Below are 26,273 nucleotides of genomic sequence, written 5' to 3'. Positions count from 1 at the left end.
GGCCGGATGTACGGGCCGGGGGCGGCGGCCGTGCGTCAGGAGCGGACGAGCCGGTCCAGGACACCGCGCAGGCTCTCCGCCAGCGCGGTCAGATGGGGCTGCTGGAGCATCGTGTGGTGGTCACCGGGGACCGTGTGGAACTCGAAGCCGCCACGGGCGAGGGCGCGCCACGGGCGGGTCCTGGGCCGGTGCGGCTGCTCCCGCGCCGAGAGGAGCACCAGGCGGCCGTCGACCGGGCCCGGCCGGTGCCGCAGCAACGCGCGGGTGTTGGCCTCGAAGACCCGGATACGTTCCCTCATGTCCTCCCGGATGCCCGCGGGAACGAGGGACGCGCGTTCCAGGAGGTCCAGGAGCGCCTCGTCCTGGCGGTCCGGCGACAGGCCCCGCAGGGCGGCCTCGTCGTACCGGGGCGCCGGGACGCCCGCCAGACCGGCCAGGTCGTGGACGAAGCCGCCCAGGAGGACCGCGCGGTCCGGCAGTTCCTCGCCGAGGTACGGGGGCATCCCGGTGTCCAGCATGACGACCAGCGCGGTCTCCTCGCCGTCGGCGGCCAGCCGCGCGGCCATCTCCGCGGCCACCACGCCGCCCAGGGACCAGCCGCCGAGGTGGTAGGGGCCGTGCGGCTGGACGGCGCGGACCGCCTCGACGTACCGCGCGGCCAGGGCGGTCAGGGAGGTGGTGACCGGTCCGCCGTCGAGTCCCGGGTCCTCCAGGCCGTAGAGGGGCTGTTCGGGGTCGATGAGACGGGCCAGCGGAAGGTACGGGACGACGGAGCCGCCGACGGCGTGGACCAGGAAGAGCGGCGGTCTGCCGCCGGTGGGTTTGATCGGCACGAGCGGCGAGGGCTGGGGGCGGTCGTCGCTCGGCGCGTGCGGCGAGGGCCGGGGGCGGTCGCGGCGGGACGGGTCGAGGAGCACGGCGGTCATCTCCACGGTCGGAGCCGAGTACAGGTCGCGCATGTCCAGTTCGACGCCGAGCTGTCGGCGGATCTCGGCGCGCAGCCGGGTCAGGTCGAGGGACGTGCCGCCCAGGTCGAAGAAGCTGTCGAGGACGCCGATCCGGTCGGTGCCCAGGAGGGCGGACCAGATCCGGGCGACCGCGTGCTCGGTGTCGGAGCGCGGGGCGACGAACTCGCCGACGCGGCTCGGCTCCGGCGCGGGCAGCGCGGCCCGGTCCACCTTGCCGTTGCCGGTCAGCGCGATGCGGTCCACCGGCACCAGCGCGGAGGGCACCATGTAGTCGGGCAGCCGGGCCGCCAGGTGCGCGCGGATCCCGGCGAGGTCGGCCGTCTCCCCGGTGACCACGTAGCCGACGAGCCGGTCCTCGCGCACGGTCACGCACGCGTGGTCGACGCCGGGGTGACCGGCGAGGACGGCCTCGATCTCGCCGAGTTCGATGCGGAACCCGCGGATCTTGACCTGCTGGTCGATGCGGCCCAGGTACTCCAGGCCGCCGTCGGCGCGGCGGCGGGCCAGGTCGCCGGAGCGGTAGAGGCGGGCGCCGGGGACGCCGCCGAACCGGTCGGCGACGAAGCGCTGGGCGCTCAGGTCGGGCCGGTGCAGATAGCCCCAGGACAGTCCGGCGCCGCCGACGAGGAGTTCGCCCGGTACGCCGATGGGCGCCGGTCGCCCGGCTTGGTCGACGACCCACAGCGACAGGTCGGGGATCGGCTCGCCGATGGGGCTGGCGTTGTCCTCCAGGAGTTCCCGGGTCAGCGGGCAGTGCGTGACGTGGACGGTGGTCTCGGTGATCCCGTACATGTTGACCAGCCGGGGGTGTTCCTCGCCGTGCCGGTCGAACCAGCGGCGCACCGAGTCGATGTCCAGGGCGTCCCCGCCGAAGATCACGTACCGCAGGGAGAGCGGCACCGGGCGTTCCTCGTCGGCGGCGACGAGCTGCCGGAACGCGGCCGGGGTCTGGTTGAGGACCGTGACCCCCTCGCGGGCCAGCAGGCGCTGGAAGTCCTCGGGCGAGCGGGTCTGCCAGAACGGCACCACGACCAGTCGGCCGCCGTGGACGAGGGCGCCCCAGATCTCCCAGACGGAGAAGTCGAAGGAGGACGAGTGGAACAGCGTCCACACGTCCCGCTCGTCGAAGCGGTACCGGTCCTGGGTGGCGCGCATCAGCCGGACGACCTGTCCGTGCGGGACGGTGACCGCCTTGGGCGCCCCGGTCGAGCCGGAGGTGTAGATCAGGTAGGCCAGGTCGGCCGCCGTCGCGGTCGCGTCCGGCACGGGGAGGTCGCCGTCGGTGTCGGTGTCCAGGAGCAGCGGGGTCGCGGGCACTTCCAGTCCGCGCTGGGTGACGACGACCGTGAGGCCCGCGTCGGCGGCCATGGCGGAGAGGCGCCGCGCCGGGTGGTCGGGGTCGAGCGGTACGTACGCGGCTCCGGCGCGCAGGATGCCGAGGACGCCGACGACGAGGTCGGTGTCCCGGCGGGTGCAGAGGCCGACCAGGCTGCCCCGGGTGATGCCCCGGGCGGCCAGCCGGGCGGCGAGGCGTTCGGCGCGCCGGGCCAGTTCCCGGTAGGTCGTCCGTTCCTCGCCCGCGACCACCGCGACCGTGTCGGGGCGCAGCCGGACCTGTTCGGCGAACAGGTCCCAGAGGGAGGCGTCGGCCGGTGTCGCGCCGCGGGCCGCGCTCCACCGGTGCAGCAGTGCCGTCTCGTCGGGGCCGGTGAGCTCGAAGTCGCAGACCGTGGCGTCGGGTTCGCGGGCCGCCCGGGTCAGGACGCGGCCCAGGTGTCCGAGGAGCCGGGTGATCCGGTCGTCGTCGAACAGGTCGGTGGCGTACTCGGCCTGGAGCCGCAGTCCGCCGTCGGCGGTGACGGTGGCGTGGGCGGCCAGGTCGAAGCGGGCGACCCGGCCGGAGACCGGCAGTGGTTCGGCGGTGACCGGTCCGAACGCCGGTGCGGCCGAGGGGACTTCGTCGGCGTGCAGGGTGAGGCTGATCTGGAAGAGCGGGTTGCGGCCGGGTTCGCGGGCCGGCCGGAGCTGTTCGACCAGGGTGGTGAAGGGGAGGTCCTGGTGTTCGGCGGCGCCCCGTACGGCGAGTTCGCAGCGGCTCACGAGTTCCCGGAAGGAGGGATTGCCCGCGACGTCGGCGCGGAGCACGACGGTGTTGGCGAAGTAGCCGACCAGCGGTTCGAGTTCGGGGCGGTCGCGGCCGTAGAAGACCGAGCCGATGCCGATGTCGTCCTGTCCGGTGTGCCGGGAGAGGACGACGAGGAATCCGGCCATCAGGACGGACAGGAGCGATCCGCGTTCGGTGTCGGCCAGTCGGCGCAGTGCCGCGCCGAGGTCGTCGCGGAGGACGAGTTCCGCCGTGGCTCCGGGGTGTCCGGCGCCGGTGCCGCGCGGGCGGTCGGTGGGGAAGTCGAGCCGGGGCAGGGCGTGGAGCTGTTCGCGCCAGTAGCCGAGCTGTTTGTCCAGGACGTCGTCGGCGAGCCGGGCCCGCTGCCAGACGGCGTGGTCGGCCGGCTGGATGTCCAGGGCGGGGAGGGAGCCGTCCGGGTCGGTGTACAGGGTGGACAGTTCGTCGAGCAGGACACCGGCCGACCAGCCGTCGGCGATGATGTGGTGGGTGCACAGCACCAGGACGTGCTCGGTCGGGCCCAGTCGCAGCAGTTCGGTGCGCAGCAGTCGGTCGGTGGCCAGGTCGAAGGGGCGGGTGGCGGCCCCGGCGAGGGCCTCGGGCACCGCGTCGGGGTGCGTCGGGGTCACCGGGAGCGGCCAGGACTCCGGTGCGGGGTCGGTCACCTGGACGGGCACGCCGTCCACGGTGACGAAGCGGGTGCGCAGGCTCTCGTGCCGGGCGACCAGCAGGCCCAGGGCGCGGGAGAGCCGTTCCGCGTCGAGACGGCCGCGCAGGCGCAGGGCGAGCGGCACGTTGTAGACCGGGGAGGCGGGGTCGAGCTGGTGCAGGAACCAGAGGCCCTCCTGCTGGTACGAGAGGGGTGGCGCGGTGGTGCGCGGGGCGGCGGGGATGCGTCGGGCGCCGCCGGGTTCGGCGAGTCGGGTGGCGAGTTCGGCGACGGTGGGGGCCTGGAAGAGGGTGGCGACGCCGAGGTCCGCGCCGAGCGTGGTGCGGATGCGGTTGATCAGCCGGATCGCGAGCAGCGAGTGGCCGCCGAGGGTGAAGAAGCCGTCGTGGACGCCGACGCGGGGTATCCGGAGCACTTCGGCGAACAGGGCGCACAGGGCGCGTTCCCGGTCGTCGCGGGGGGCGACGTGCTCGGTGCCGGAGGAGGTCTCGTCGGGTGCGGGGAGCAGTCTCCGGTCGATCTTGCCGTTGGGGGTGAGCGGCAGTTGCCGGAGCGGGACCAGGGCGGCGGGCACCATGTACGGGGGGAGTACGGAGGCGGCGGCGGCGCGGATCCCGCCGAGGTCCGGGGACGGTACGGCGGGCACCAGGTAGCCGACGAGGCGTTTGTCGCCCGGCCGGTCCTCGCGGGCGTGGACATGGGCCTGTGCCACGTGCGGGTGGCGGACCAGGACGCTCTCCACCTCGCCGGGTTCGACCCGGAAGCCCCGGATCTTCACCTGGGTGTCGGCCCGGCCCGCGAATTCGAGGGTGCCGTCGGCGCGCCACCGGGCGAGGTCGCCGGTGCGGTACATGCGGGTGCCGGGCGCGCCGAACGGGTCGGCGAGGAAGCGTTCGGCGCTGGGTCCGGGGCGGCCGTCGTAGCCGCGTGCCAGACCGGCGCCTGAGGCGTACAGTTCGCCGACCACTCCGACCGGTACCGGTCGCAGCCGGTCGTCGAGGACGTACACGGCGGTGTTGTCCATCGGCAGGCCCAGCGGCACGCTGTCGGGCACCGTGTCCGGGTCGCGCAGCGGCATCTGGACGGAGCACATGGTCAGTTCGGTGGGGCCGTAGGTGGCGCGGACGGTCAGGTCGGGGTGGCGGCGCAGGACGGCGCGGACCGCGGCGGAGCTGATGACGTCGCCGCCGGTCATGACCTCGCGCAGTCCGGTGAAGCAGTCCGGGTCCTCCTCGGCGATGACCTGGAAGAGGCCGGAGACGAGGAGGACGTCGGTGAGTCCGGCGGCCCGTACGACGGTTCCGTCGACGTCGCCGACGGGTGCCACGACGACTTCTCCGCCGGACAGCAGCGGCACCCAGATCTCGCAGGTGGACGCGTCGAAGGCGTGCGGTGAGTGGAGCAGGGCGCGGCGGGGCCGTTCATCGTGCCAGCACCGGTCGCGGGCGAAGGCGAGCACGCCTCGCTGGGTGGTGACGACGCCCTTGGGCGCGCCGGTCGAGCCCGAGGTGTACATGATGTACGCGGCCTGTTCGGGGTGTGCGGCGGCGTCCGGTACGGCGGCGCGGTCGGCCTCGGTGGCGCGGAAGCCGGTCACCGTCAGGGTTTCGACGCCGGTGCCGTTCGCCGCTTCGTGGTCGCGCAGCGCGTCGTCGACGAGGAGCAGTTCCGCACCGGCCTGCCGGAGCATGTCGCGGAGCCGTTCGGTGGGCGCGGTCAGCGGCAGGGGTACGAAGCAGCCGCCCGCCTTGAGCACGGCGAGCATCGAGACGATCAGGTCGGCGGAGCGCTGCTGGAGGAGGGCGACGCGGGTCTCGGCCGTGACGCCCCGGCGGCGCAGGCGGCCGGCCAGCAGGTCGCTGCGCCGGTCCAGTCCGGCGTAGTCGAGGGTGCCGTCGGTGTCGGACACGGCGGGGGCGCCGGGCGTCAGGGCGGCCTGCCGGGTGAACGCCTCGGCGAGTCCGGTGGGTGTCTCCGGCCGGGTCGTGCCGTTCCAGACGCGCAGCAGGGTGTCGCGTTCGCGGGCGTCGAGGAGGTCGATGTCGCCCAGGGCGCGGTCGGGGTCCCGGACGGCTTCTTCGAGGAGCCGTACCAGGCGGTGTCCGAGGGCCGTGACGGTGTCCCGGTCGAAGAGTTCGGTGCGGTGGACGAGTTGCGCGGACAGTCCGAGGGGGGTGCCGTCGGGGGCGTACCGGTCGGTGAAGGCGACCGACAGGTCGAAGTGGGCCGCGATGGTCCGGTTGCGCAGTTCGGTGACGGTCAGGCCGTCCAGGGCGTAGCTGGCGGCGGCGTTGTTCTGCAGGACGAGCGCGACCTGGAAGAGCGGGTGCCGGTTGAGCGCCCGGCTCGGGTTGAGGGCTTCGACGAGCCGGTCGAAGGGCAGCTCGGGGTGGGCGAGGGCGGCGAGGTCGGTCTCCCTGGCCCGTGCCAGGAGTTCGCGGAACGTGGGGTCCCCGCCCGTGTCGAGCCGCAGCACCAGGGTGTTGACGAAGAAGCCGATGAGGTCTTCGAGGTCCTCTTCGGCGCGGCCCGCGTCCATCGTGCCGAGCGGGATGTCGGTGCCGGCGCCGAGCCGGGTCAGCAGCGCCGCGAGGGCCGCGTGCACGACCATGAACAGGGAGGCGTCGGCCTCGCGGGCGAGCCGCAGCAGGCGCGCGTGGAGTTCCGGGGGCAGGTCGAGGAGGACTTCGCCGCCGTCGTCGCCGGAGATCTCCGGCCGGGGCCGGTCGAGCGGCAGCGGCAGTTCGTCGGGCAGGTCGGCGAGCCGGGCGGTCCAGTGGGCGAGGAGGTCCGCGCCGTCCGGGCCCTCCAGGAGTTCCCGCTGCCAGAGCGCGTAGTCGGCGTACTGGACGGGCAGGGGCTCCCAGTCCGGCGCGGCTCCGGCGCGGCGGGCCGCGTAGGCGGTGGCCAGGTCGCGGCCGAGCAGCGCCGTGGACCAGCCGTCGCCGACGATGTGGTGGAGCACGAGGTACAGCGTGTGGTCGTGCTCGTCGGCGCGCAGCAGCCATACCCTCAGCGGCAGGTCCGTGGTGAGGTCGAAGGCGTGCCGGGCCAGCCGGTCCAGTGCCGTGGGCAGTTCCCCGGCGGGGATGTCGAGTTCGGTGAGGAACTCGGTGACGTCGACGGTGTCCCTGACCCGCTGCCGGGGCTCTCCCCCGACCTCGGGGAAGACCGTGCGCAGGCTCTCGTGCCGGGCCACCAGATCGGCCAGGGCGGAGCGCAGGGCCGGGGTGTGGAGCGGGCCGTCGAGCCGGAGCGCGAGCGGCAGGTTGTAGGTCCAGGCGCCCGTGTCGAGGCGGTTGAGGAACCACAGGCGTTGCTGCGCGAAAGACAACGGGAACACGGATCCTCCTGCGCCTGCGAGACATCGACGGTCGTCGGCCGCACACGATAGGCCGGTGGGGCGCGGGGCAGGGCGCACGGCCTCGAAACGGCCCCGTCCGCTGGGGTTCCGGCGGCCTCTTCTAGGGGTTGTCGGGCCGCTCGGCGCCCGCTCATCATGGGCCAGCCCTCATGGACCACTCGTCATGGACCACGCGTCATGGGCCAGCCCTCATGGGACCACCGGCACACATCGATCATGGAGAGCCGCGATGCCGTTTTCGCCGGAGCGCTTGCCGTCGGCCGCTGTCGAACCGTCCGAGTCCTTGCACGGTCTGGTGGCCGGGCACGCGGCGCGGCGCGGTGACGCACCGGCCCTGCGCTGCGGACCGGTCGAGCTGAGTTACGCCGAGCTGGACGTGCGGGCCAACCGGCTGGCGCACGTGCTGCGCGGTCGCGGCATCGGCGCCGAGGACGTGGTGGCGCTCGCGCTGCCCCGCTCGGTGGAACTGATCGTCGCCCTGCTCGCGGTCGGGAAGGCCGGGGGCGCGTTCCTGCCGGTGGACGTCCATCACCCGGCCGAGCGGATCGCGTTCATGTGCGCCGACAGCGCGCCCCGCGTCCTGCTGACCGCCGGGACGGGGCGGCCCGCGCTGCCCGACACCCCGGGGACCGCCCAGCTGTCGCTGCCCGAGCTGCTCGCCGAGGCGGAGTCGGCGCCGGTGACCGCCCCGGACCCGGTGGACCGTCCGCTGTCCCTGGCGTACGTCATCTACACGTCCGGTTCGACGGGCCGTCCCAAGGGCGTCGCGGTGCCGCACCGGGGGCTGCCGCCGTTCGCCGCCGACCTGGTGGACCGGATGGCGGCGGGCCCCGGTTCCGTGGTGTCGCAGCTCGCCTCGCCCAGCTTCGACGCCATGATCATCGAGGTGCTCCTCGCGTTCGCGCCGGGCGGCACGCTGGTCGTCTCGCCCCCCGGCACCCTCGCCGGGGAGGAGCTGGCCGCGTTCCTCGCGGACCACCGGATCAGCCACGCCTTCGTACCGCCGTCGGTCCTCGCGACCGTGCCCCGGACGGAGCTGCCGGAGCTGCGGTCCCTGATGGTCGGCGGCGAGGCGTGCGCCGCGCGCCTCGTGGACCTGTGGAGCCCCGGCCGCCGGATGGTCAACGGCTACGGCCCCACCGAGACGACCATCGCCGTCACCCTCTCCGCCCCGCTCGTCCCCGGGCCCGACGCCCCGCCGATCGGCTTCCCGTCCGGTGACACCCGGCTGTACGTCCTGGACGACCGGCTGCGCCCGACGCCCCCCGGCGAGATCGGCGAGCTGTACGGCGGGGGCGGCGGTGTGACCCGTGGGTACGTCGACCGCCCCGGGCTCACCGCGCAGCGGTACGTCGCCGATCCGTTCGGGGAGCCGGGGGCCCGGATGTACCGCACGGGCGACCTGGTGCGGCGGCTGCCGGACGGTCAGCTCGCGTACTGCGGCCGGGCCGACGACCAGGTCAAGATCCGGGGGCTGCGGATCGAGCCGGGCGAGATCGAGGCGGTCCTGACCGGGCACCCGGCGGTGGAGCAGGCCCGCGTCCTGGTCCACGAGGACCGGCGGGGCGAGAAGCGGCTCGCCGCCTATCTGGTCGGCGCACCGGCGCGGGACACCGACGACGGCAACGCGGAACGGCACGTCGACGAGTGGCAGCAGATCTACGACACCTTCTACGACGGGTCCGACCGGGCGGCCTTCGGGACGGACTTCTCCGGCTGGAACTCCACCTACACCGGTGAGGGCATCCCGGTCGAGCAGATGGCCCGCTGGCGGGAGGCCGTCGTCACCCGCGTACGGAGCTTCGCCCCCCGGCGCGTGCTGGAGGTCGGCGTCGGATCGGGGCTGATCCTGACGCCGCTGGTCGGCCTGGTGGACGAGTACTGGGGCACCGACTACTCGGCGTCGGCGATCGAGGGGCTGCGCGAGCGGCTCGCCGGTGAGCCGGACATCGCGGGGAAGGTCACCCTGCGCGTCCAGGCCGCCGACGTCACCACCGGTCTGCCCCGGGGCCGCTTCGACACCGTCGTCATCAACTCGGTCGTCCAGTACTTCCCCGACGAGCGGTATCTGCGGGACGTGCTGACCAAGCTCCTCGGCCTGCTCGCGCCGGGCGGCCGGCTGCTCGTCGGGGACGTACGGTGCCTGCCGCTCGTGGACAGCATGTGGACCGGTGTCCGGCTGGGGCAGCTCGACCACGATCCGGGCCCCGGGGTGCTGCGCCGCGAGATCGAGCAGGCGGTGGTCCTGGAGAAGGAACTCCTGATCCACCCGGGCCTCTTCGGCACCGTCGGCGCCGGAGCCGTGGACGTACGGCTCAAGCGCGGCGCCGACCACAACGAACTGACCAAGCACCGCTACGACGTGGTGCTGCACCAGGACGGCACCGGCGCCCAGGACCTGTCGGCGGTGCCGTCGCTGGGCTGGGGGCTCGACGTGCGGGGCCCGGAGGACCTGGCCGCGCGGCTGGCCGACGGCGCCGCGCTGCGGCTCACCGGGGTGCGCAACGCCCGGGTCGCCGGTGAGGTCGCCGCCGCGCGCGCGGTCCGGGCGGGCGCCCCGGCCGGGACCGCGCGGGCCGCGCTCGACGGACCGGACGACCGGATCGACCCGGAGTACTGGCACGCCCTCGCCGAGGCGCACGGGCGCACCGCCGTGGTCACCTGGTCCGCCGAGGGCCCGGACCTGCTCGACGTGCTCTTCCCGGCGGCGGACGGCGGCCGGGTGCTGGACGGCGTGTACCTGCATCGTGCCGCCCCCGGCACGACCGCCGCCGCCCTCCCCGGGTCCGCCGCCTCCCCGGAATCCGCCGTCACCACCACCACCGCCGCCTCCCCCGGGTCCGACGCCTCCGCCCTCGCCGACGATTCCACCGGGCCCACCGGGCCCACAGGCTTCACCGGTTTCACCAACGACCCCATCGCCACCCGCCGTCGCGGGCTGCTCGTCGCGGCCCTCCGCGACTGGTCCAAGGCGCGGCTCCCCTCCTCCCTGGTGCCCTCCGCGTTCGTGGTGCTCGACGCGCTGCCGCTGACCGCGAGCGGCAAGCTGGACCGGCGGGCGCTGCCCGAACCCGACTTCCGCGGCGACGCCTCCGGCCGGGCTCCCCGTGACGCGCGGGAGAAGCTGCTCTGCGAGCTCGCCGCCGAACTGCTCGACCGGGCCTGGATCGGCATCGACGACGACTTCTTCGACCTGGGCGGCCACTCGCTCCTCGCCGCGCGCCTGCTCAACCGGATCCGGGGCGCCTTCGGCGTCCGGCTCGAACTCGACGCGCTGTTCGCCGCGCCCACCGTCGCCGGACTCGCGGCGGCCGTCGCCGGGAGCGCGGGACAGGAGGCACCGGCGCTGGTCGCCGCCCCGCGCCCGGAGCGCGTACCGCTGTCCTGGGCCCAGCAGCGCCTGTGGTTCGTCAACCGGATGGATCCGCTCGGCTGGACCTACAACCTGCCCGTGGTCCTGCGGCTGACCGGCCCGGTGGACCGGGCCGCCCTCGTCGCCTCGGTCGGGGACCTCCTCGCGCGGCACGAGTCGCTGCGCACCGTGTTCGAGGAGCGGGACGGACAGCCGTACCAGCGCGTCCTCCCCGAGGTGGCGGCGGACGCCCTGGTACGGGTCCTCGACGTGGCAGGGGACGACCTGGACGAGGCCGTCAGGACCGTCTGCCGCGAGCCCTTCGACATCACCGCCGACGTACCGGTGCGGGTGCGGCTGCTGAGCACCGCGCCGGACCGGCACACCCTGGTGCTCGTGCTGCACCACATCGCCGGGGACGGCTGGTCGATGGGCCCGCTGGCCCAGGACCTGGCCGCCGCGTACGCGGCACGGGCCGCCGGGGCGGCGCCGCGGTGGCTGCCGCTGCCCGTGCAGTACGCCGACTACGCGCTGTGGCAGCGCGAGCTGCTGACCCCGGAGTACCAGGAGCGGATGACCGGCTTCTGGCGCGACTACCTGAGGGACCTTCCGGAGGAACTCGCCCTGCCCTACGACCGGCCCCGCCCCAGCGGCGCCGACCACGCGGGCGAGCTGCTCCCGATGCGGATCCCCGCCCCGCTGCACGCCGAGCTGCTGGCGCTGGCGCAACGGAGCCGCACCACCCTCTTCATGGTGCTGCACACGGCCCTCGCCGCGCTCTTCACCCGGCTCGGCGCGGGCACCGACATCCCCATCGGCACCGTGGTCGCCGGGCGCGGCGACGACAAGCTCGACCATCTGGTGGGCTTCTTCGTCAACAACCTGGTGCTGCGCACCGACACCTCGGGCGACCCGACCTTCCGTGAACTCCTGGAACGCGCCAGGACCGGCGACGTGGCCGCCCTCAGCCACCAGGAGCTGCCCTTCGACCGGGTCGTGGAGGCGCTCAACCCGGCCCGCGCGCTCGGCCGTCACCCCCTCTTCCAGACCATGCTGGTCCTGCAGAACAACGCGGACGCCGATTTCGGCCTGCCCGGTCTGGGCGTCGAGGTGGTGCGGTCGACGCCGTCCGCCGCCCAGCTCGACCTGTTCGTGAACCTCACCGACGCCTACCGGCGGGACGGCGCCGCCGACGGCGTCGTCGGCGAGATCGTCTACCGCACCGGGCTCTTCGACCCGGCCACGGTACGAGCGCTGGCCGACCGCTTCGTCCGTGTCCTGCGGGCCGTCGCCGCCGACCCCGACCAGCGGCTCGGCGGGCTCGACGTCCTGGACGACGGCGAACGCGACACCCTCCTGCGCTCCTGGAACGACACCGGACGGCCGCTGCCCGACGCCTCGGTACCCGGCCTGTTCGCGGAGCGCGCCGCGGCGACGCCCGACGCGGTCGCGGTCACCGGGCCGGTCGTCCTGACCTACGCCGAGCTGGACCGGCGCGCCAACCACCTGGCGCACCGGCTCGTCGCGGCCGGAGCGGTCCCGGACCGGCCGGTGGCGCTGCTCCAGGAGCGGTCGGCCGATCTGATCGTGTCCATGCTCGCCGCGCTCAAGGCCGGCGCCTCCTACCTGCCGTTGCCGTCGGCCGTGCCCTCGGACCGGCTGCGCCGGATGTGCGAGCTCGCGGGCGCGGCGCTGCTCGTCACCGACCGGCCCCACGACCTGACCGGTCTGACCGTGCTGGCGCCGGAGGACGGCACGGCGCCCGAGCCGCCCCGCCCGGAACCGCACCCGGACCAGGCCGCGTACGTGATGTTCACCAGCGGCTCGACCGGCGCTCCCAAGGCGGTCGTCCTGACGCACCGGAACGCGGCCGGGTTCGTCCGCGACCGGCTCTGGAGCGCCGGCGGTACGGTGCTGATGCACTCGGCCACCGGGTTCGACGCCTCCGTCCACGAGATCTGGACCCCGCTGCTGACCGGCGGCACGGTCGTGGTGGCTCCGGGGGAGGTCCTCGACGACGCCGGTCTGGCCCGCGCGGTGACCGCGTCCGGGGTGGACCGGGTCTGGCTCACCTCCGGCCTGTTCGCGGCGCTCGCGGAGGACCCGGAGTGCTTCGCGGGCGTCCGGGAGGTCCTGACCGGCGGCGACGTCGTGTCCCCCGCGGCGGTCGGACGGCTCCTCGACCGGCACCCCGGTCTGACCGTCCGGGCGCTGTACGGTCCGACCGAGACCACCACCTGCTCCTCCCGGTTCTCGATGTCCGGGGCGGCGGCCGTGCCCGGCCGGGTGCCGATCGGCGCCCCGATGGACAACACCCGGCTGTACGTGCTCGACGGGCGGCTCCAGCCGGTTCCCGCCGGGGTCCCGGGCGAGCTGTACATCGCCGGTTCGGGCGTGTCGCGCGGATACGCGGGCCAGCCCGATCTGACCGCCGAACGGTTCACCGCCGACCCGTGGGGGCCGCCCGGCGACCGGATGTACCGGACCGGTGACATCGCCCGGTGGCGTGCCGACGGCACCCTGGACTTCGTCGGGCGGGCCGACGCCCAGCTGAAGATCCGTGGCTTCCGGGTCGAACCGGCCGAGGTCGAGTCCGCCCTCACCGCCCTGCCGCGGCTCGCCCAGGCGTTCGTCACCGCCCATGAGGACCGTGGGGGCGAACGCAGGCTCGTCGCCTATCTGGTGCCCGACGGCGCGGCTCCGGACATCGCGGACGTACGGGACCGGATCGCCTCGGCGCTGCCCGACTACATGGTGCCCAGCGCCTTCGTCGTCCTGGACCGGCTGCCGCTCACCGCGAACGGGAAGCTGGACCGGCGGGCCCTGCCGGAGCCCGAGTTCGGGACCGGCGGCGGGTACACGGCGCCGCGCACCCCCACCGAGGAGATCCTCGTCGCGCTCATGGGCGAGCTGCTCGGCAGGTCCCGGGTCGGCGCCCACGACAGCTTCTTCGACCTCGGCGGGCACTCGCTGCTCGCCACCCGTCTGGTCAACCGTATCCGTACGCACCTGGGGGCGGACCTGGGCGTCGCGGACCTGTTCGAGGCCCCCACGGCGGCGGCCCTCGCCGCCCGGCTCGGCTCCGGCGAGGGGGTGCGGCGGGCCCGCGCCGCCCTGGTCCCGGGCGCCCGGCCCTCCCCGCTGCCCCTGTCGTACGCCCAGGAACGGCTGTGGTTCCTCTCCCGCTGGAACGGGCTGGGCTGGCCGCTGGTGCTGCGTCTGGACGGGCCGCTGGACACCGAGGGGCTGCGCGCCGCGGTGGGCGACCTCCTCGAACGGCACGAGACGCTGCGCACCCTCTTCCCTGAGACCGACGGGGCGCCCCGCCAGCAGGTCCTGGAGGTGGCCGACCCGGACGAGGTGCTGCGGATCGCGCGGGTGGACCCGGCCGGTCTGGACCGGGAGCTGACGGCCGCCGCCGGGCACCGGTTCGACCTCACCACCGAGCTGCCGCTGCGGCTCCATCTGTTCCGTACCGCTCCCGACCGGTACACGCTGCTGCTGCTGATGCACCACATCGCGGGAGACGGCTGGTCCCTGGCTCCGCTGAGCCATGACCTCGCCCAGGCGTACGCCGCCCGGGTCCGGGGGGACGTCCCGGTCCGGCGTCCGCTGCCGGTGCAGTACGCCGACTACACGCTGTGGCAGCGGGCCCTGCTCGAAGGACCGGCCGGGGAGCGTCTCACGGCGTACTGGTCCGAGCGGCTCGCCGGGCTCCCCCGGGAACTGGCGCTGCCCTACGACCGGCCCCGGCCCGACTCCTCGGAGCTGCCGGGCGCCCTGCTGACGGTCACCCTGCCCGCACCGCTGCACGCCGGTCTGCTGGAGCTGGCCCGGCGGACGCACACCACGCTGTTCATGGTGCTGCACACCGCGCTCGCGGCGCTGTACACCCGGCTCGGCGCGGGCACCGACATCCCCGTCGGCACCACGGTCGCCGGGCGCAGCGACGACAGCCTGGACCAGTTGATCGGCTGCTTCGTCAACAGTCTGGTCCTGCGGACCGACACCTCGGGCGACCCGAGCTTCCGCGAGCTGCTGGGCCGGGTGCGGGACCTGGACCTGGCCGCGTACGCCCACCAGGAACTGCCGTTCGACCGGATCGTCACCGCGCTCAACCCCGAGCGGTCGCTGAGCAGGCACCCCCTCTTCCAGACGATGCTGGTGCTGCAGAACAACGCCGGGGCCGCCGTCGCCCTGCCCGGTGTGGACGTGTCGCCCGCACCGGCCGAGGGCGCGGTCGAGGCCGTCCGGGTCGGTCCGGTGGACTTCGACCTCAACCTGAGCTTCACGGAGCACCACGGGGAGGGCCGGGTGCCCGAGGGCGTCACCGGCGAGGTGCGCTACCGCACCGATCTGTTCGACCGGGACACCGTGGTCTCCCTGACGGACCGTCTGCTGCGGCTCCTGGAGGCGGCCGTCGCCGATCCCGACGTGCCGATCGGGCGCGTCGACCTGCTCTCCGGGGCAGAGCGGCGGGCCGCGCTGTCGGAGCGGGACGACCTCGCGCGGCCGGTCGTGGACGAGGACCTCGCCGTGCTGTTCGCCCGGCAGGCCGCCGCCACTCCCGACGCGGTCGCCGTCGTCGAGGGTGACCGGACGATCGGCTACCGGGAGCTCGACCGGCGCGCCAACCGTCTGGCGCACCTGCTGGTGGCGGCGGGGTGCGGTCCCGACGAGCCGGTGGCGGTGAGCCTGCCGCGCGGCATCGACTACCTCGTGTCGGTGCTCGCCGTGGTCAAGGCCGGGGGCGGCTATCTGCCGCTGCCCGGGTCGGCGCCGCTGGCCCGGCGGCAGCGGATGGTCGACCACATGCGGGCGCGGCTGCTCGTCACCGACCGGCCCACGGACCTGACCGGGGTCGCGGTGGTCACGCCCTCCCCCGACGCCGAGGAGCACGGCCCCCGGGTTCTGAGCCACCCGGACCGCACCGCGTACACGATGTTCACCAGCGGTTCGACCGGGACGCCGAAGGCGGTCAGCGTCTCGCACCGCAGCGTCGCCGAGTTCGTCACGGACCGGGCCTGGGAGCGGCTGCGCCCGGCGGACGCGCTGATGCACTCGCCGACGTCGTTCGACCCGTCCACGTACGAGATCTGGCTGCCGCTGCTGACCGGCGGCCGGGTGGTGGTCGCGCCCGAGGGCGAGCTGGACACCGAGGTGCTGGCCCGCGTCATCGTCGAGGGGAAGGCCACCACGGCGGTCTTCACCTCGGCGCTGTTCAACCTGATGGTGGCCGAGGCGGCACCGGCGCTGTCCGCGCTGGACCTCGTGTGGATGGCCGGTGACGTGGTGTCCCCGGCGGCGGTCGCGGACCTGGTGGCCCGGGCTCCGGGCACCGCGGTCGCGGCGGCCTGGGGCACCACGGAGACCACGGTGATCTCCTCCTGGTACCCGATCGGCGCGGTGCCCGCCCGTACGGTGCCGATCGGCCGGGCGATGGACAACACCCGGCTGTACCTGCTCGACGAGCGGCTGCGGCCGGTGCCCGCCGGGGTGCCCGGTGAGGTGTACGTGACCGGGACCGGCCTGGCCCGGGGCTACCCGTACCAGCCGGACGTGACCGCGTCCCGGTTCCTGGCCGACCCGTACGGCCCGGCCGGTGGGCGGATGTACCGCACCGGGGACCTGGCCCGGTACCGGGCGGACGGGGTGCTGGAGTTCGAGGGCCGGGTCGACGCGCAGTTGAAGGTGCGCGGGTTCCGGATCGAGCCGGCCGAGGTGGAGGCGGCGCTGACCGGTCATCCGGACGTGGCCCACGCGACGGTCACGGGGGACGGCGAACGGCTGATCGGCTATCTCGTGCCGTCGGACGTGGACGTGGCCGCCGTACGGGCGCACGCCGCGCTGACGCTCCCGGACCACATGGTGCCGAGCGTGTTCGTCACGCTGGACCGGCTGCCGCTGACCGGCAACGGCAAGGTCGACCGGAAGGCGCTGCCCGCGCCCGGCCCCGGCGCGTCCGACACGGCCTACGTGGCGCCCAGGGACGAGCGGGAGGCCGCTCTGTGCGCGATGTTCGCCGAGGTCCTGAAGACCTCCCGGGTCGGTGTGCACGACAACTTCTTCGACCTCGGCGGCCATTCCCTGCTCGCCACCCGGCTGCTCAACCGGGTGCGGACCCGGTTCGACGCGAGCCTCAGCGTGGCCGCGCTGTTCGAGTCGCCGACGGTCGCCGCGCTCGCCGCGCGGCTCGGGCGGGCGGAGAGCCGCGCCCGTCCCAGGCTCCGTCGGCGCACCGGGGGCACCGGGGCGGAAGCGGATTCCCGGTGAGACCGGGCACGGACGTCCCGCGCGTCCGTGCCCACCGGAGCGGTCGGCGCACGACCGGCCCTCCGTGGGTGTGACGGGCGGCGCGGACCTCGGCGAACCCGAGCGGTTCGCGCGCCGCCGCCGCCGCCCGCCCCACCGTCCCGGCCGCCGAGCGGCGGCGGGGCCTCAGACCCGTACGGCGCCGACGGCGCCGTGCCCGCCCGGCCGGGAACCGTACCGGCCCGGCACCGTGGAACTCGAGATGATCGTCGAAATGGAGTGGGAGAGCGCGATGTCAAGCATCAGTCCCCCTGAGACCGCGGCCGATCTCGCCGCCGTCGCCACCCTGCTGGAGATGGCCGACCGGCTGGGTGTCATCCCGCTGCTGGAGCGCGGCGAGCCGGTCACCGCGGCCGAGCTGGCCGTGGCCGCGGACGTGCCGGAGGAGGGCATGGCCGGTTTCCTGTCCGTGCTGGCCGCCGCGGCGCTGCTCGTGCCGACGGGCGTGAAGGAGTTCCGGGCCTCGGACGACTTCGCCGACCGGATCCACCAGTCGGGGTACCTCATCTGGTCGTTGCGGGCCAACCAGCCGTACGTCCAGCATCCCGCCGAGTTCCTGCGCGATCCGGTGGCCGCCGCCGCGCAGTACCGGCGGAACGGGCGCGAGGTGGCGGTCAGTTCCCGGTGGATCGGCAGCCAGGGCTTCTATCCGGCCGCCACCGAGGCGATCCTCGCCGTCCGGCCGCGGAGGATCGTCGACCTCGGCGCCGGTGCCGCCGGTCTGCTGATCGATCTGCTCGGCAGGCTGCCGGACAGCACGGGGGTGGCCCTGGACATGAGCGCCGGGGCGTGTCAGGAGGCGGCCCGCGCGGCGGAGTCGGCGGGCGTCGGCGACCGGCTCACGGTGGTGGAGCGGCCGATCCAGTCCGTCGCGGACGACCCCTCCCCGGTGGCCGGTGCCGATGTCATCCACGCCGGGTTCGTGTTCCACGACATCGTGCAGGAGGGCGACGTCTTCGACCGGGTGCTGCGCAGGTGCCGGGAGGCGCTGCGGCCGGGCGGCATCATGGCGATCACCGACGCGGTGCCGTACGCGGCGGCGGAGCGCGAGCGCAGGTTCAGCGCGCTGTTCACCTATCTGCACGCCGGGTTCATGGACGTGACGCTGCCTCCGGAGGAGGACTGGCTGGACCGTTTCCGGCAGGCCGGTTTCGACCAGGCCCGTTGTGTGCCGCACCGGTTCCCCGGCGGACGGCTCTTCATCGCGGCCAAGTGAGGCGCGTCGGACGTCCGGCGGCCCGGTCCTGCGGACCTCCGGCGGCGCTGCCCGGCGGGCGGGCCGACCGGACCTGAGGGGCACTCCCCCGCGCCTCGGGTCCGGCCCGCCGGTCCTGTGCGGGAGTACGGCCCCTGACGGTCAGGACGGGCCGGATCAGGGGGCGCGGCCACGCGCCCCCTGATCCGGCCCGTCCGCGCGTGCGCGGGAAGTGACGCCCCCGGCGGGCGCGGGCTACGCGGGCGGCTCCCCCACAGGCTCTCCCACCGGCTCCCCCACCGGCTCCTTCGGCGCCCAGAACATCAGCAGGAACTCGACCGGCACGACGGCGTTCTCCTCGTCGTCGGGCCGGTTGAACTCCTCCATCAGCGCGGTCAGACGGGACCGGAACTCGGTGGCCCGCTCCGGCGTCAGCCGCCGGTCAAGCGCCACGACCATCGGGCCGAGCGGATCGGGCTTCTCCCCGGCCTCGGACTTCTCCCCGGCATCAGGTTTCTCCCCGGCCTCGGGCTCCGGCTGGAAACGACCGCTGATGATGTCCCGTACGAGCCGGTCGCGGAAGTCGTTCAGCGTCACGGCGAACGCGTCGGCCAGATCGCCCGCGTTGCCCGGCGCGGCCAGCAGGTCACGGCTCAGCCGCAGGGCGAACTGCGCCACCTGGTACTGGCTCTCCTGGATGCCGGAGACCATCCGGGTCTGCGCCACCTTGATCAGGCCCGCCGCTTCGAGGACCTTGATGTGCCGGTAGAGCCGCGTGGTCGGCTGGTCCAGGAGCCGGGCGATGTCCTTCACCCGGTGCGCGGCGCGCACATCGCTCATCATCGCGCGCAGGATCGCCAGTCTCAGCGGGTCGGACAGGGCCTTCAGCGTCTCCACGTCGTCCACCTCCCGGACGACCGTCACCGCGTCGGCATCGTCAGCCATGGATCCCTCTCCGTTTCCTCGTAGCAAAGCCATTCACGTTCCTCGTAGCGTAATCATTCACGCACATGCTAGCTTTCACGTATGAGTGAACGCTTACGACAGGGTGACAGTACGGCTTCCGCCGCGCCGGTGCCCCTGCGCCGTAACCGGCGTTTCCAAATTCTCTGGATCGGGGCGGCATCGGCCAACCTCGGCCTCGAAACCGTGGAGGTCGCCTACCCCCTGCTGATCATGTCCCTGACCGGCTCGCCCGCGCTGGCCGGCCTGTTCGGTTTCGCCCAGATCGGCACCGCCCTCCTCGTCGGACTGCCCGCCGGCGCGGTGGTCGACCGCTGGGACCGGCGCCGCATCCTGCTGATCTCCGAGGCGGTCCGGGCGCTCACTCTCGCGTTCATCGTCCTCACCCTGATGACCGACCGCGCGAACTTCGGTCTGCTGATCCTCGCCGCGATCGTCCTGGGCGCCGGTACGGCCTTCGGCGCACCGGCCCGGATGCTGCTGATCCGCGCCGTGGTGCCGGACCATCAGCTGACCGCCGCGCTCAGTCAGGACGAGGCCCGCAGCGGGGCCGCCGCCCTGGCCGGGCCGCCGCTCGGCGGCGCGCTCTACCTGGTGTCGCGCACGTTCCCGTTCCTCGCGGCGATCGTCGGTTTCGTGATCTCGTTCGTCTGCGCCCTGCTGGTCCGCGTGCCGAAGACGGCGCCGCCCGCCGAACCGGTGGAACAGGAGAGGAAGAGCGCGCTGGGCCCGCTGACCACCGCCTTCTCCGGGGTGGTCGAACTCCTCGGCGACCGGCTGCTGCGATCCGCCCTGCTCCTCATCAGCATCTTCTACTTCAGCATCACCGCCGCGATCCTGATGGTGATGGTGACCCTGCGCGACCAGCACCACTCCCCCGGCACCATCGGTCTGGCCCTGTCCGGCACCGCGGTCGGGATGCTCGTCGGCTCGGCGCTGGTGCCGAGGCTCAACCGGCTGCTCAGCCCCGGCGCGCTGCTGATCTCCGCGTCCACGCTGACCACGGCGGCGGTGGCCCTCCTGGCGGTCCCGCTCGGACCGGTCTGGGTCTTCGCCATGCTGACCCTGGCGGCGCTCGGACTGCCCGCGCTGAAGATCCTCGTCGACATCATGATCTTCCGGCAGACCCCGGACCACCGCCGGGGCCGGGCCATCGCCGCGACCATCACCCTCATCGGAGCGGGCTCCCCGCTCGGCTCCCTGGTCGGCGGTGTGTCCCTGCAGTTCCTCGGAGTCACCGGCGCGATCGTGCTGATCGCGGGCGCCCAGGCGGTGATCACCGTGGCCGGGCTCGCGAACCGGCACGTCAGGTCCGCCCGCTGGCCCGCATGAGAACCCGCCTCCTCACGAAAGCGAGCTCCGCCATGCTCAAGCAGCCCATCTTCGTCGTCGGCCATCCCCGTTCCGGCACCAGCCTGGTCCGGGGCCTCATCGAACGCAGCGAGCACGTCTGGAGCATCGGCCGCGAGGGCAAGCCGATATGGGAACGCGGCGGCCTCCACCCCAGCCGGCGCGGCTGGGACTCCAACGCCCTCGACGCCTCCGACGCGACCCCCGAGGTGGCGGCCCGGCTCGACGCCGACCTGCTCGCCGCCGCGCGCAGGCCCGGCGCGGAGTGGTCCGTCGACGACAAGCTCGACTACCTCGACTTCATCAGCGCCCAGGGCCTCCAGCCGTACTACTACGACGTACCGCTGAAGGCCCTCAAGGAACGTTTCCCCGGCGACCTGCCCGAAGGACCGCCCACCACCCGGGACGGCGGCGAACTCGACGAGATCACCCCGTTCTGCTTCCCGCCGCGCGGACCGCGCCCCACCCCGGACGATCTGGCCGGCGGGATCCGGCTGGTGGAGAAGAGCATCCAGTCCTGCTTCCGCATCCCGTTCCTCCGGGCCCTCTACCCCGACGCCACCTATGTGTTCGTCGTCCGCGACCCGCGCACCAGCATCGGCTCCCTGATGGACGCCTGGCTCAACCCGAGGATGTTCTTCTCCTACCCGGTGCCCGTACCGCTGCGCATCCAGGGCTACTCGGACGTGTTCCCGTGGGGCAAGCAGTGGTGGAACCTGAGCCTGCCGCCCGGCTGGCGGGACTGGGTCGGACTGCGCCTGGCCGAGGTCTGCGCGCACAACTGGCGGGTCCACAACCGGGCCGTCCTGGACGCCGCCCGCGCCCTCGCCCCCACCGGCAACTCCGTGCTCGTGCGCTACGAGGACGTCCAGGCCGACCCGGTGGCCACGATGGAGGCCGTGGCCGAGGCGGTGAAGCTGCCGTTCACCGATGCCTGGGGCCGCCGCGACCTCCCCGTCGTGATGACCCAGACCGCTCCCGACCCGGACAAGTGGCGCCGTCACGAGCACGAGATCCGCCAGGTCCTGCCGATCGTCCGCGACCTCGCCGAAGAGGCCGGTTATGACCGGCTCTGAACCCCGGGGCGTCCGGGCGGCGCCGGACGGCCGCCGTACGATCCCCGCCATGAGAGCCATTCAGGTCAGCCGGTCCGGCGCGCCGGACGTACTCGAACCCGTCGAACTGCCGCGCCCCGTACCGCGCGCGGGCGAGGCGCTGGTACGGCTCGCCGCCGCCGGGGTCAACTACATCGACGTCTACCTCCGCTCCGGCCTCTACCCGAAGGAACTGCCGTACGTGCCCGGGCAGGAGGGCGCCGGTACCGTCGTCGAGCTCGGGCCCGGTGTCCGCGAGGTCGCCGTCGGGGACGTGGTCGCCTGGGCGAACCTGCCGGGGGCCTACGCGGAGTACGCGGTGGTACGGGCCGACCGGCTGGTGCCGGTGCCGGAAGGACTCGCCGCCGAACAGGCGGCGGCGGCCCTGCTCCAGGGCATGACCGCCCACTACCTGTCCGCCGACACCTGCCCGGTCCGGCCCGGCGACACCGTCGTCGTGCACGCGGCGGCGGGAGGCGTCGGCATGTTGCTGACCCAGTTCGTACGGCTGCGCGGCGGGACGGTGATCGGCACCGCGTCGACCCGGGCCAAGGCGGAGGCCGCGCGGTCCGTCGGCGCGGCCGAGGTCGTCGACCACACACCGGGGGCCCTGCTCGCGGCGGTACGGCGGCACACCGGCGGTCTCGGCGCCGCGGCGGTGTTCGACGGCATCGGCGGTCCGACGTTCGACGAGAGCCTGGCCGCGCTGCGCCCGCGCGGGGTCCTGGCGGTCTACGGACAGTCCGGCGGCGCGGTGCCACCGGTCGACCTCCAGCGCCTCAACGCCGCCGGATCGGTGTACGTCACCCGTCCGAACCTGGAGCACCACGTCCAGGACCGGGCCGAACTGCTCCGGCGGGGAACGGACGTGCTCGGGCTGGTGCGCGACGGGCACCTGCGGGTCCGGATCGGACAGCGGTACGCGCTCTCCGACGCGGCGGACGCCCACGCGGCCCTCGAAGCCCGCACCACGACCGGCAAGACGGTGCTGACCTGTTCCCCGGCACCCGAAGCGTCCGGCTGAACCGGACGGGCCGGTCCCCGGCCGGAGGCCGGGCGGCTCTGGACGCTCCGACGGGCGGGACGGCCCCGGCTGCCTCCCGTCGGACGGGAGGCAGCCGGGAACCGCGACCGGCACGGTCAGCCGTGCGTGCGTGCCGGTCGCCGTCGGCTACTTCGCGAAGCCGTAGTCCAGCAGCTTCTTGACGTCAGCCGCGCGGTTCGCCTCGTTCGGCGCACCGAGCACCGCGCCGATGACCGTCTTGTTGCCACGGGTGGCCGCGAAGACGAGGCAGTACTTGGCCTGCGGACCCGAACCGGTCTTCACACCGATCGCGCCGCTGTACGTGCTCAGGAGCTTGTTGGTGTTGCTCCACGCCATGTACCGGTAGCCACCGCTCTTGGTGGTCACCTTCTGGCTCGTGGACTTCGTCTTCACGATCGCGCGGAACGTGGAGTTCTTCATCGCGCTGCTCGCGATCTTCGTCAGGTCGCGCGGGGTCGAGTAGTTCGACCCGTTGCTGATCCCGTCGAAGGAGTCGAAGCGCGTGTTCGTCAGCCCCATCCTCCTGGCCTCGTCGTTCATCTTGCCGATGAACGACTTGACCCGGGCCGCCCGCGTGGTGCCGGTGCCGAACTTGTCGGCCAGCGCGTAGGCGGCGTCGCACCCCGACGGCAGCATCAGGCCGTAGAGGAGCTGACGGACCGTCACCTTGTCCCCGACGATGAGCCGGGCCGAGGAGGCGTTCTTGGCGACGATGTAGTCGCTGTAGGCCTTGTCGATCGTGACCTTGGTGTCGAGGTTCAGGCCCCGCTGGGCCAGCACGACCTTCGCCGTCATGATCTTCGTGGTGGAGCCGGTGGAACGGCGGGTGTCCGCCGCCTTGCCGAACAGCGTCGCGCCCGTACCGTTGTTCATCACGAAGCCGCCGGGGGCCGTGATGGACGGGGCGGGCCGCGTCGCGGCGTGCGCCTGACCGGCGAAGAGACCGCCGGCCAGCACGGCGGAGGTCGTGACCGCGACGGTCACGGCACGGCGCACGCGCGGTGTCGTAGATATCAAAATGCTCTGCCCTTGGTTAGGAGTGGTCGTCACACGGGGCCCGTACGGACCTCGCGCACACAAGACGCACGAGAGACCCGAAGAGATGTACGACCTGGACGTGATCTAGCTCGCATTCCGCCGGAGCGCGCCGCTCCCCCTCCTGACCGCCCGCCGTGTCGCGTCCGGAGCCGTGACCCGACCGCCGCGAGCGCTCACGGCACCGTCGACGCGCTCGCCGTGGCGGGCGCGAAGTGCGGGGCCGACAAGCTCCGGTGGCGCACGCGTGTGCCAGGATCGGGGCATGTTCCATGATCAAAAAACTGCGACGGTGAGCGTCGGCCACCGCGACCCCGAACTCGACGCGCGTCTTTCCCGAGGGCTGGACGAGGTGAACTTCCCCGCCACCGGGACCACCGCGGCCGATCAGGGTTCCCTGACGGTGAAGGTCACCGACGACGCGGGCGAGCTCGTCGGGGGGCTTTCCGGCTGGACGTGGGGCGGGCTGTTCGGGATCGAGATGCTCTGGGTCCGCGCGGAGGACCGCGAGGAGGGCTGGGGAAGCAGGCTCCTCCTGGCGGCGGAGGAAGAGGCGCGGCTGCGCGGCTGCGACCGCGCGAGCGTGTCGTCGTTCACCTTCCAGGCCCCCGCGTTCTACCGGCGCCACGGGTACGCGGAGACGGGCAGGTCCCTGGGGATTCCCGGCGGCGCCGAGGACGTCCACATGTACAAGACCCTGTAGTCCCCTCGCCGGTGGGGAGCGGTCGGGCCGCGCGGCACCCTCCGCGAGCCCCCGGTCCGGGTCATGGCGACCTCCGTGAGCGGCTGAGTTCGACGGCCTGGTCGTTGAAGGCGCGTACGCGCGCGGTCTCGGAGGACGTGCGCCAGACGAGACCCCAGGCGAGGGGCGGTGCGTCGGTGATGGGCAGGTAGGTGACATCGGGGCGGACGTAGAAGAGGTTCACCTCGGCTCCGACGGTGAACGCCCCTTCGTCGGCGCCCACCAGCGCGAGGGCCTCCAGGAACGTGGTGGTGTGGCGGCCGTGGGCGATGGGCCTGCCGCCCGGCGTGCGGGAGGGGACCCGGTCCTCGGCGATGACGGGGGGACAGTTCTCCGGCATCCGCAGCAAGGTGAAGTCCGCCAGGTCCTCTTGGCTGATGTGGGGGCGGGAAGCCAGGGGGTGCCGGGAGGAGACCGCCAGGTACCGCTCTTCGGCCCACAGGGGCGGGCCGACGGTCAGGTCGGGGTCGGCGAAGGGCCGGGGGATGAGTACGAGGTCGGATTCCTGGCTGTGCAGGCCGGTGATGACGGTGTTCATCTGGAACTCCCGCAGGCCGACTTCGGCGGTCGGGTGGTCGGCGCGGAAGGCCCGGATCACCTCCAGGAGGAACTGGCCGCCCGCGGCTCCGAGGAAGCCGATGCTCAGGGGACCGTCGAAGCCGCGGGCGGCCGTCATCGCCCGTTCCAGGGCGCGCCGGACCTGTCCGTAGCCGGGGCGCAGGTCCTCGTGGAACTGGGCTCCGATCCGGGTGAGCGCGACCCGGCGGCTGGTGCGGTCGAACAGGCGCGCGCCGATGCGGCGCTCCAGTTTGGTGATGATCTGACTCATGCGGCTGGTCGACACCCGCAGGTGCTCGGCGGCGCGGCCGAAGTGCAGTTCCTCGGCCAGCAGGAGAAAGGCCTCTATCTCGTAGCGTTCCATGCGTCCCCCACGGGCATGTTCGTCAAGGTCTCGGAAGTGGTGCGGTCGCCCCGCCGCCCCGTCCGCTCACGGCCCGTCCGCTCACGGCGGGGCGACTCCCGGCGGGGCGGCTCCCGGACGTGCGGCGGCGTCGCCGGATCCGGGCGTCATCGGCCGGTACTGGGGTGTCGGCCCGCTGGAGTGCGCGCGGTTTCCCGCGGGTCCGGGCCGAAGTCGGCGGGAAGGGCGCGTGGTCGCGCGCCGCGCGGCGGCAGGGCCGTCCGTCCGGGCAGGAAGGTAAAGGGATTTCCATGATGCGCCCGCACACCGGGGCCGAATATAACACGGCACGTGCCGTGCCGTTATGGTGGCGGCGTGACTGACAAACCACCTCCCTCCCGCGACGGCCGCAGCGCCGAACGCACCGCCGACATCATGCGGGTCACTCTCGAACTCGCCCAGGAAGTGGGCTACGCCAAGCTCAGCGTCGAGGGCATCGCGGCCCGCGCGGGCGTGGGCAAGCACACCATCTACCGCCGCTGGTCCTCGAAGGGCGCCGTCTTCCTGGACTCCCTGCTGTCCTCCATCGAGGGGGATCTCAGCTACCCGTACACCGGCGACCTCGTCGCCGACCTCCGCGTCCAGATGACCAACGCGGTCACCCTGCTGGCGACCCCTCCCTACGACCGGCTCTACGCGGCCCTGGTGGGAGAGGCCCAGCACGACCCCGCGGTGGCCAAGACCCTTTACGAACGGTTCGTCCAGCCGCAGGCGGAGCGGACGGCCGACCGCCTCCGGGCGGCACAGGAGGAGGGGCAGCTCTCACGCGACCTCGACCTCGACACGGTGGTCATGCTGCTCTACGGCTCCTACTACCACAAACTCCTCCTCACCCCCTTCCCCCTGTCGACGCGTGACGTCGACATCGTCCTCGACACCTTCTTCACGATCGGACTGCGTCCGCCGGAACAGCCGTAGAAACCGGGGCATCCACCGGACGGAGAGGGGGGGGGGGGGGCGCCCGCCCCCCCCGCCCCCCCCCCCGCGCCCCCCCCCCCCCCCCCCCCCCCCCCCCCCCGGGGGCCGCCCCCCCCCCCCCCCCCCCCCCCCCGGCGCGGTGGTGGACGACGAAGCCCCCCGACCGGACGAACCCCCCG

The 26,273-nt window shown here is 73.6% G+C and carries 11 protein-coding genes; 7 read left to right on the top strand and 4 right to left on the bottom strand.

Features of this window, described 5'->3' with window-relative positions:
- Positions 1 to 35: 35 nt before the first annotated feature.
- Positions 36 to 7,106, bottom strand: coding sequence for an amino acid adenylation domain-containing protein (locus ACFXGN_RS30385; protein ID WP_384865262.1), 7,071 nt, complete (start codon positions 7,104 to 7,106; stop codon positions 36 to 38).
- Between the two features lie 250 nt (positions 7,107 to 7,356).
- Here ACFXGN_RS30385 and ACFXGN_RS30380 point away from each other — a divergent pair, with 250 nt between their 5' ends.
- Together ACFXGN_RS30380 and ACFXGN_RS30375 are read left to right on the top strand one after the other, a co-directional pair.
- Positions 7,357 to 16,752, top strand: a complete 9,396-nt coding sequence (locus tag ACFXGN_RS30380) for an amino acid adenylation domain-containing protein (protein WP_384865260.1) — start codon at positions 7,357 to 7,359, stop codon at positions 16,750 to 16,752.
- A gap of 271 nt (positions 16,753 to 17,023) precedes the next feature.
- Complete coding sequence (locus tag ACFXGN_RS30375; protein WP_384865259.1) at positions 17,024 to 18,007, top strand: class I SAM-dependent methyltransferase; 984 nt, start codon at positions 17,024 to 17,026, stop codon at positions 18,005 to 18,007.
- 234 nt (positions 18,008 to 18,241) lie between these two features.
- Here ACFXGN_RS30375 and ACFXGN_RS30370 read toward each other — a convergent pair whose 3' ends face one another.
- The gene (locus ACFXGN_RS30370; RefSeq protein WP_384865257.1) at positions 18,242 to 18,931 is read right to left on the bottom strand and encodes a helix-turn-helix domain-containing protein; all 690 of its coding nucleotides are present in this window, start codon (positions 18,929 to 18,931) and stop codon (positions 18,242 to 18,244) included.
- Between the two features lie 81 nt (positions 18,932 to 19,012).
- Here ACFXGN_RS30370 and ACFXGN_RS30365 point away from each other — a divergent pair, with 81 nt between their 5' ends.
- Genes ACFXGN_RS30365 through ACFXGN_RS30355 form a run of 3 tightly spaced genes read left to right on the top strand, consistent with a single transcriptional unit; the run spans position 19,013 to position 22,417 of the window.
- Positions 19,013 to 20,281, top strand: a complete 1,269-nt coding sequence (locus tag ACFXGN_RS30365) for an MFS transporter (RefSeq protein WP_384865255.1) — start codon at positions 19,013 to 19,015, stop codon at positions 20,279 to 20,281.
- Positions 20,282 to 20,313: 32 nt separating this feature from the next.
- Complete coding sequence (locus tag ACFXGN_RS30360) at positions 20,314 to 21,375, top strand: sulfotransferase family protein (RefSeq protein ID WP_384865253.1); 1,062 nt, start codon at positions 20,314 to 20,316, stop codon at positions 21,373 to 21,375.
- Between the two features lie 49 nt (positions 21,376 to 21,424).
- Positions 21,425 to 22,417, top strand: coding sequence for a quinone oxidoreductase family protein (locus tag ACFXGN_RS30355; RefSeq protein WP_384865251.1), 993 nt, complete (start codon positions 21,425 to 21,427; stop codon positions 22,415 to 22,417).
- Positions 22,418 to 22,564: 147 nt separating this feature from the next.
- Here ACFXGN_RS30355 and ACFXGN_RS30350 read toward each other — a convergent pair whose 3' ends face one another.
- Positions 22,565 to 23,434: a D-alanyl-D-alanine carboxypeptidase family protein gene (locus tag ACFXGN_RS30350; protein ID WP_384865249.1), complete on the bottom strand. Its 870-nt coding sequence runs from the start codon at positions 23,432 to 23,434 to the stop codon at positions 22,565 to 22,567.
- A 304-nt stretch (positions 23,435 to 23,738) separates the two neighbouring features.
- Between ACFXGN_RS30350 and ACFXGN_RS30345 the strand changes: the two genes are divergently transcribed.
- Positions 23,739 to 24,176 (top strand): GNAT family N-acetyltransferase, encoded by a 438-nt coding sequence (locus ACFXGN_RS30345; protein ID WP_384865248.1) that lies wholly within the window; start codon positions 23,739 to 23,741, stop codon positions 24,174 to 24,176.
- Between the two features lie 61 nt (positions 24,177 to 24,237).
- On the opposite strand, the gene ACFXGN_RS30340 is transcribed toward ACFXGN_RS30345, so the two are convergent.
- Positions 24,238 to 25,137 carry a LysR substrate-binding domain-containing protein gene (locus ACFXGN_RS30340; protein WP_384865247.1) on the bottom strand — a complete coding sequence of 300 codons (900 nt, stop codon included), beginning with the start codon at positions 25,135 to 25,137 and terminating at the stop codon, positions 24,238 to 24,240.
- A gap of 354 nt (positions 25,138 to 25,491) precedes the next feature.
- On the opposite strand from ACFXGN_RS30340, the gene ACFXGN_RS30335 reads away from it, so the two are divergent.
- The gene (locus ACFXGN_RS30335; RefSeq protein ID WP_384865245.1) at positions 25,492 to 26,094 is read left to right on the top strand and encodes a TetR/AcrR family transcriptional regulator; all 603 of its coding nucleotides are present in this window, start codon (positions 25,492 to 25,494) and stop codon (positions 26,092 to 26,094) included.
- The last annotated feature ends 179 nt before the right edge of the window (positions 26,095 to 26,273 follow it).

Source organism: Streptomyces sp. NPDC059247 (assembly GCF_042754005.1).
In the GTDB taxonomy this organism is placed as follows: Bacteria; Actinomycetota; Actinomycetes; order Streptomycetales; family Streptomycetaceae; genus Streptomyces.
Note: the sequence above shows the minus strand (reverse complement) of the source record. Positions and strands in the feature narration are given on the sequence as shown.

Bases quoted from the DNA above. Each gene is read 5' to 3' on its own strand.
- ACFXGN_RS30340 (WP_384865247.1), bottom strand. From the start codon at position 25,137: ATGGAACGCTACGAGATAGAGGCCTTTCTCCTGCTGGCCGAGGAACTG.
- ACFXGN_RS30360 (WP_384865253.1), top strand. From the start codon at position 20,314: ATGCTCAAGCAGCCCATCTTCGTCGTCGGCCATCCCCGTTCCGGCACC.
- ACFXGN_RS30375 (WP_384865259.1), top strand. From the start codon at position 17,024: ATGTCAAGCATCAGTCCCCCTGAGACCGCGGCCGATCTCGCCGCCGTC.
- ACFXGN_RS30370 (WP_384865257.1), bottom strand. From the start codon at position 18,931: ATGGCTGACGATGCCGACGCGGTGACGGTCGTCCGGGAGGTGGACGAC.
- ACFXGN_RS30380 (WP_384865260.1), top strand. From the start codon at position 7,357: ATGCCGTTTTCGCCGGAGCGCTTGCCGTCGGCCGCTGTCGAACCGTCC.
- ACFXGN_RS30345 (WP_384865248.1), top strand. From the start codon at position 23,739: ATGTTCCATGATCAAAAAACTGCGACGGTGAGCGTCGGCCACCGCGAC.
- ACFXGN_RS30365 (WP_384865255.1), top strand. From the start codon at position 19,013: ATGAGTGAACGCTTACGACAGGGTGACAGTACGGCTTCCGCCGCGCCG.
- ACFXGN_RS30355 (WP_384865251.1), top strand. From the start codon at position 21,425: ATGAGAGCCATTCAGGTCAGCCGGTCCGGCGCGCCGGACGTACTCGAA.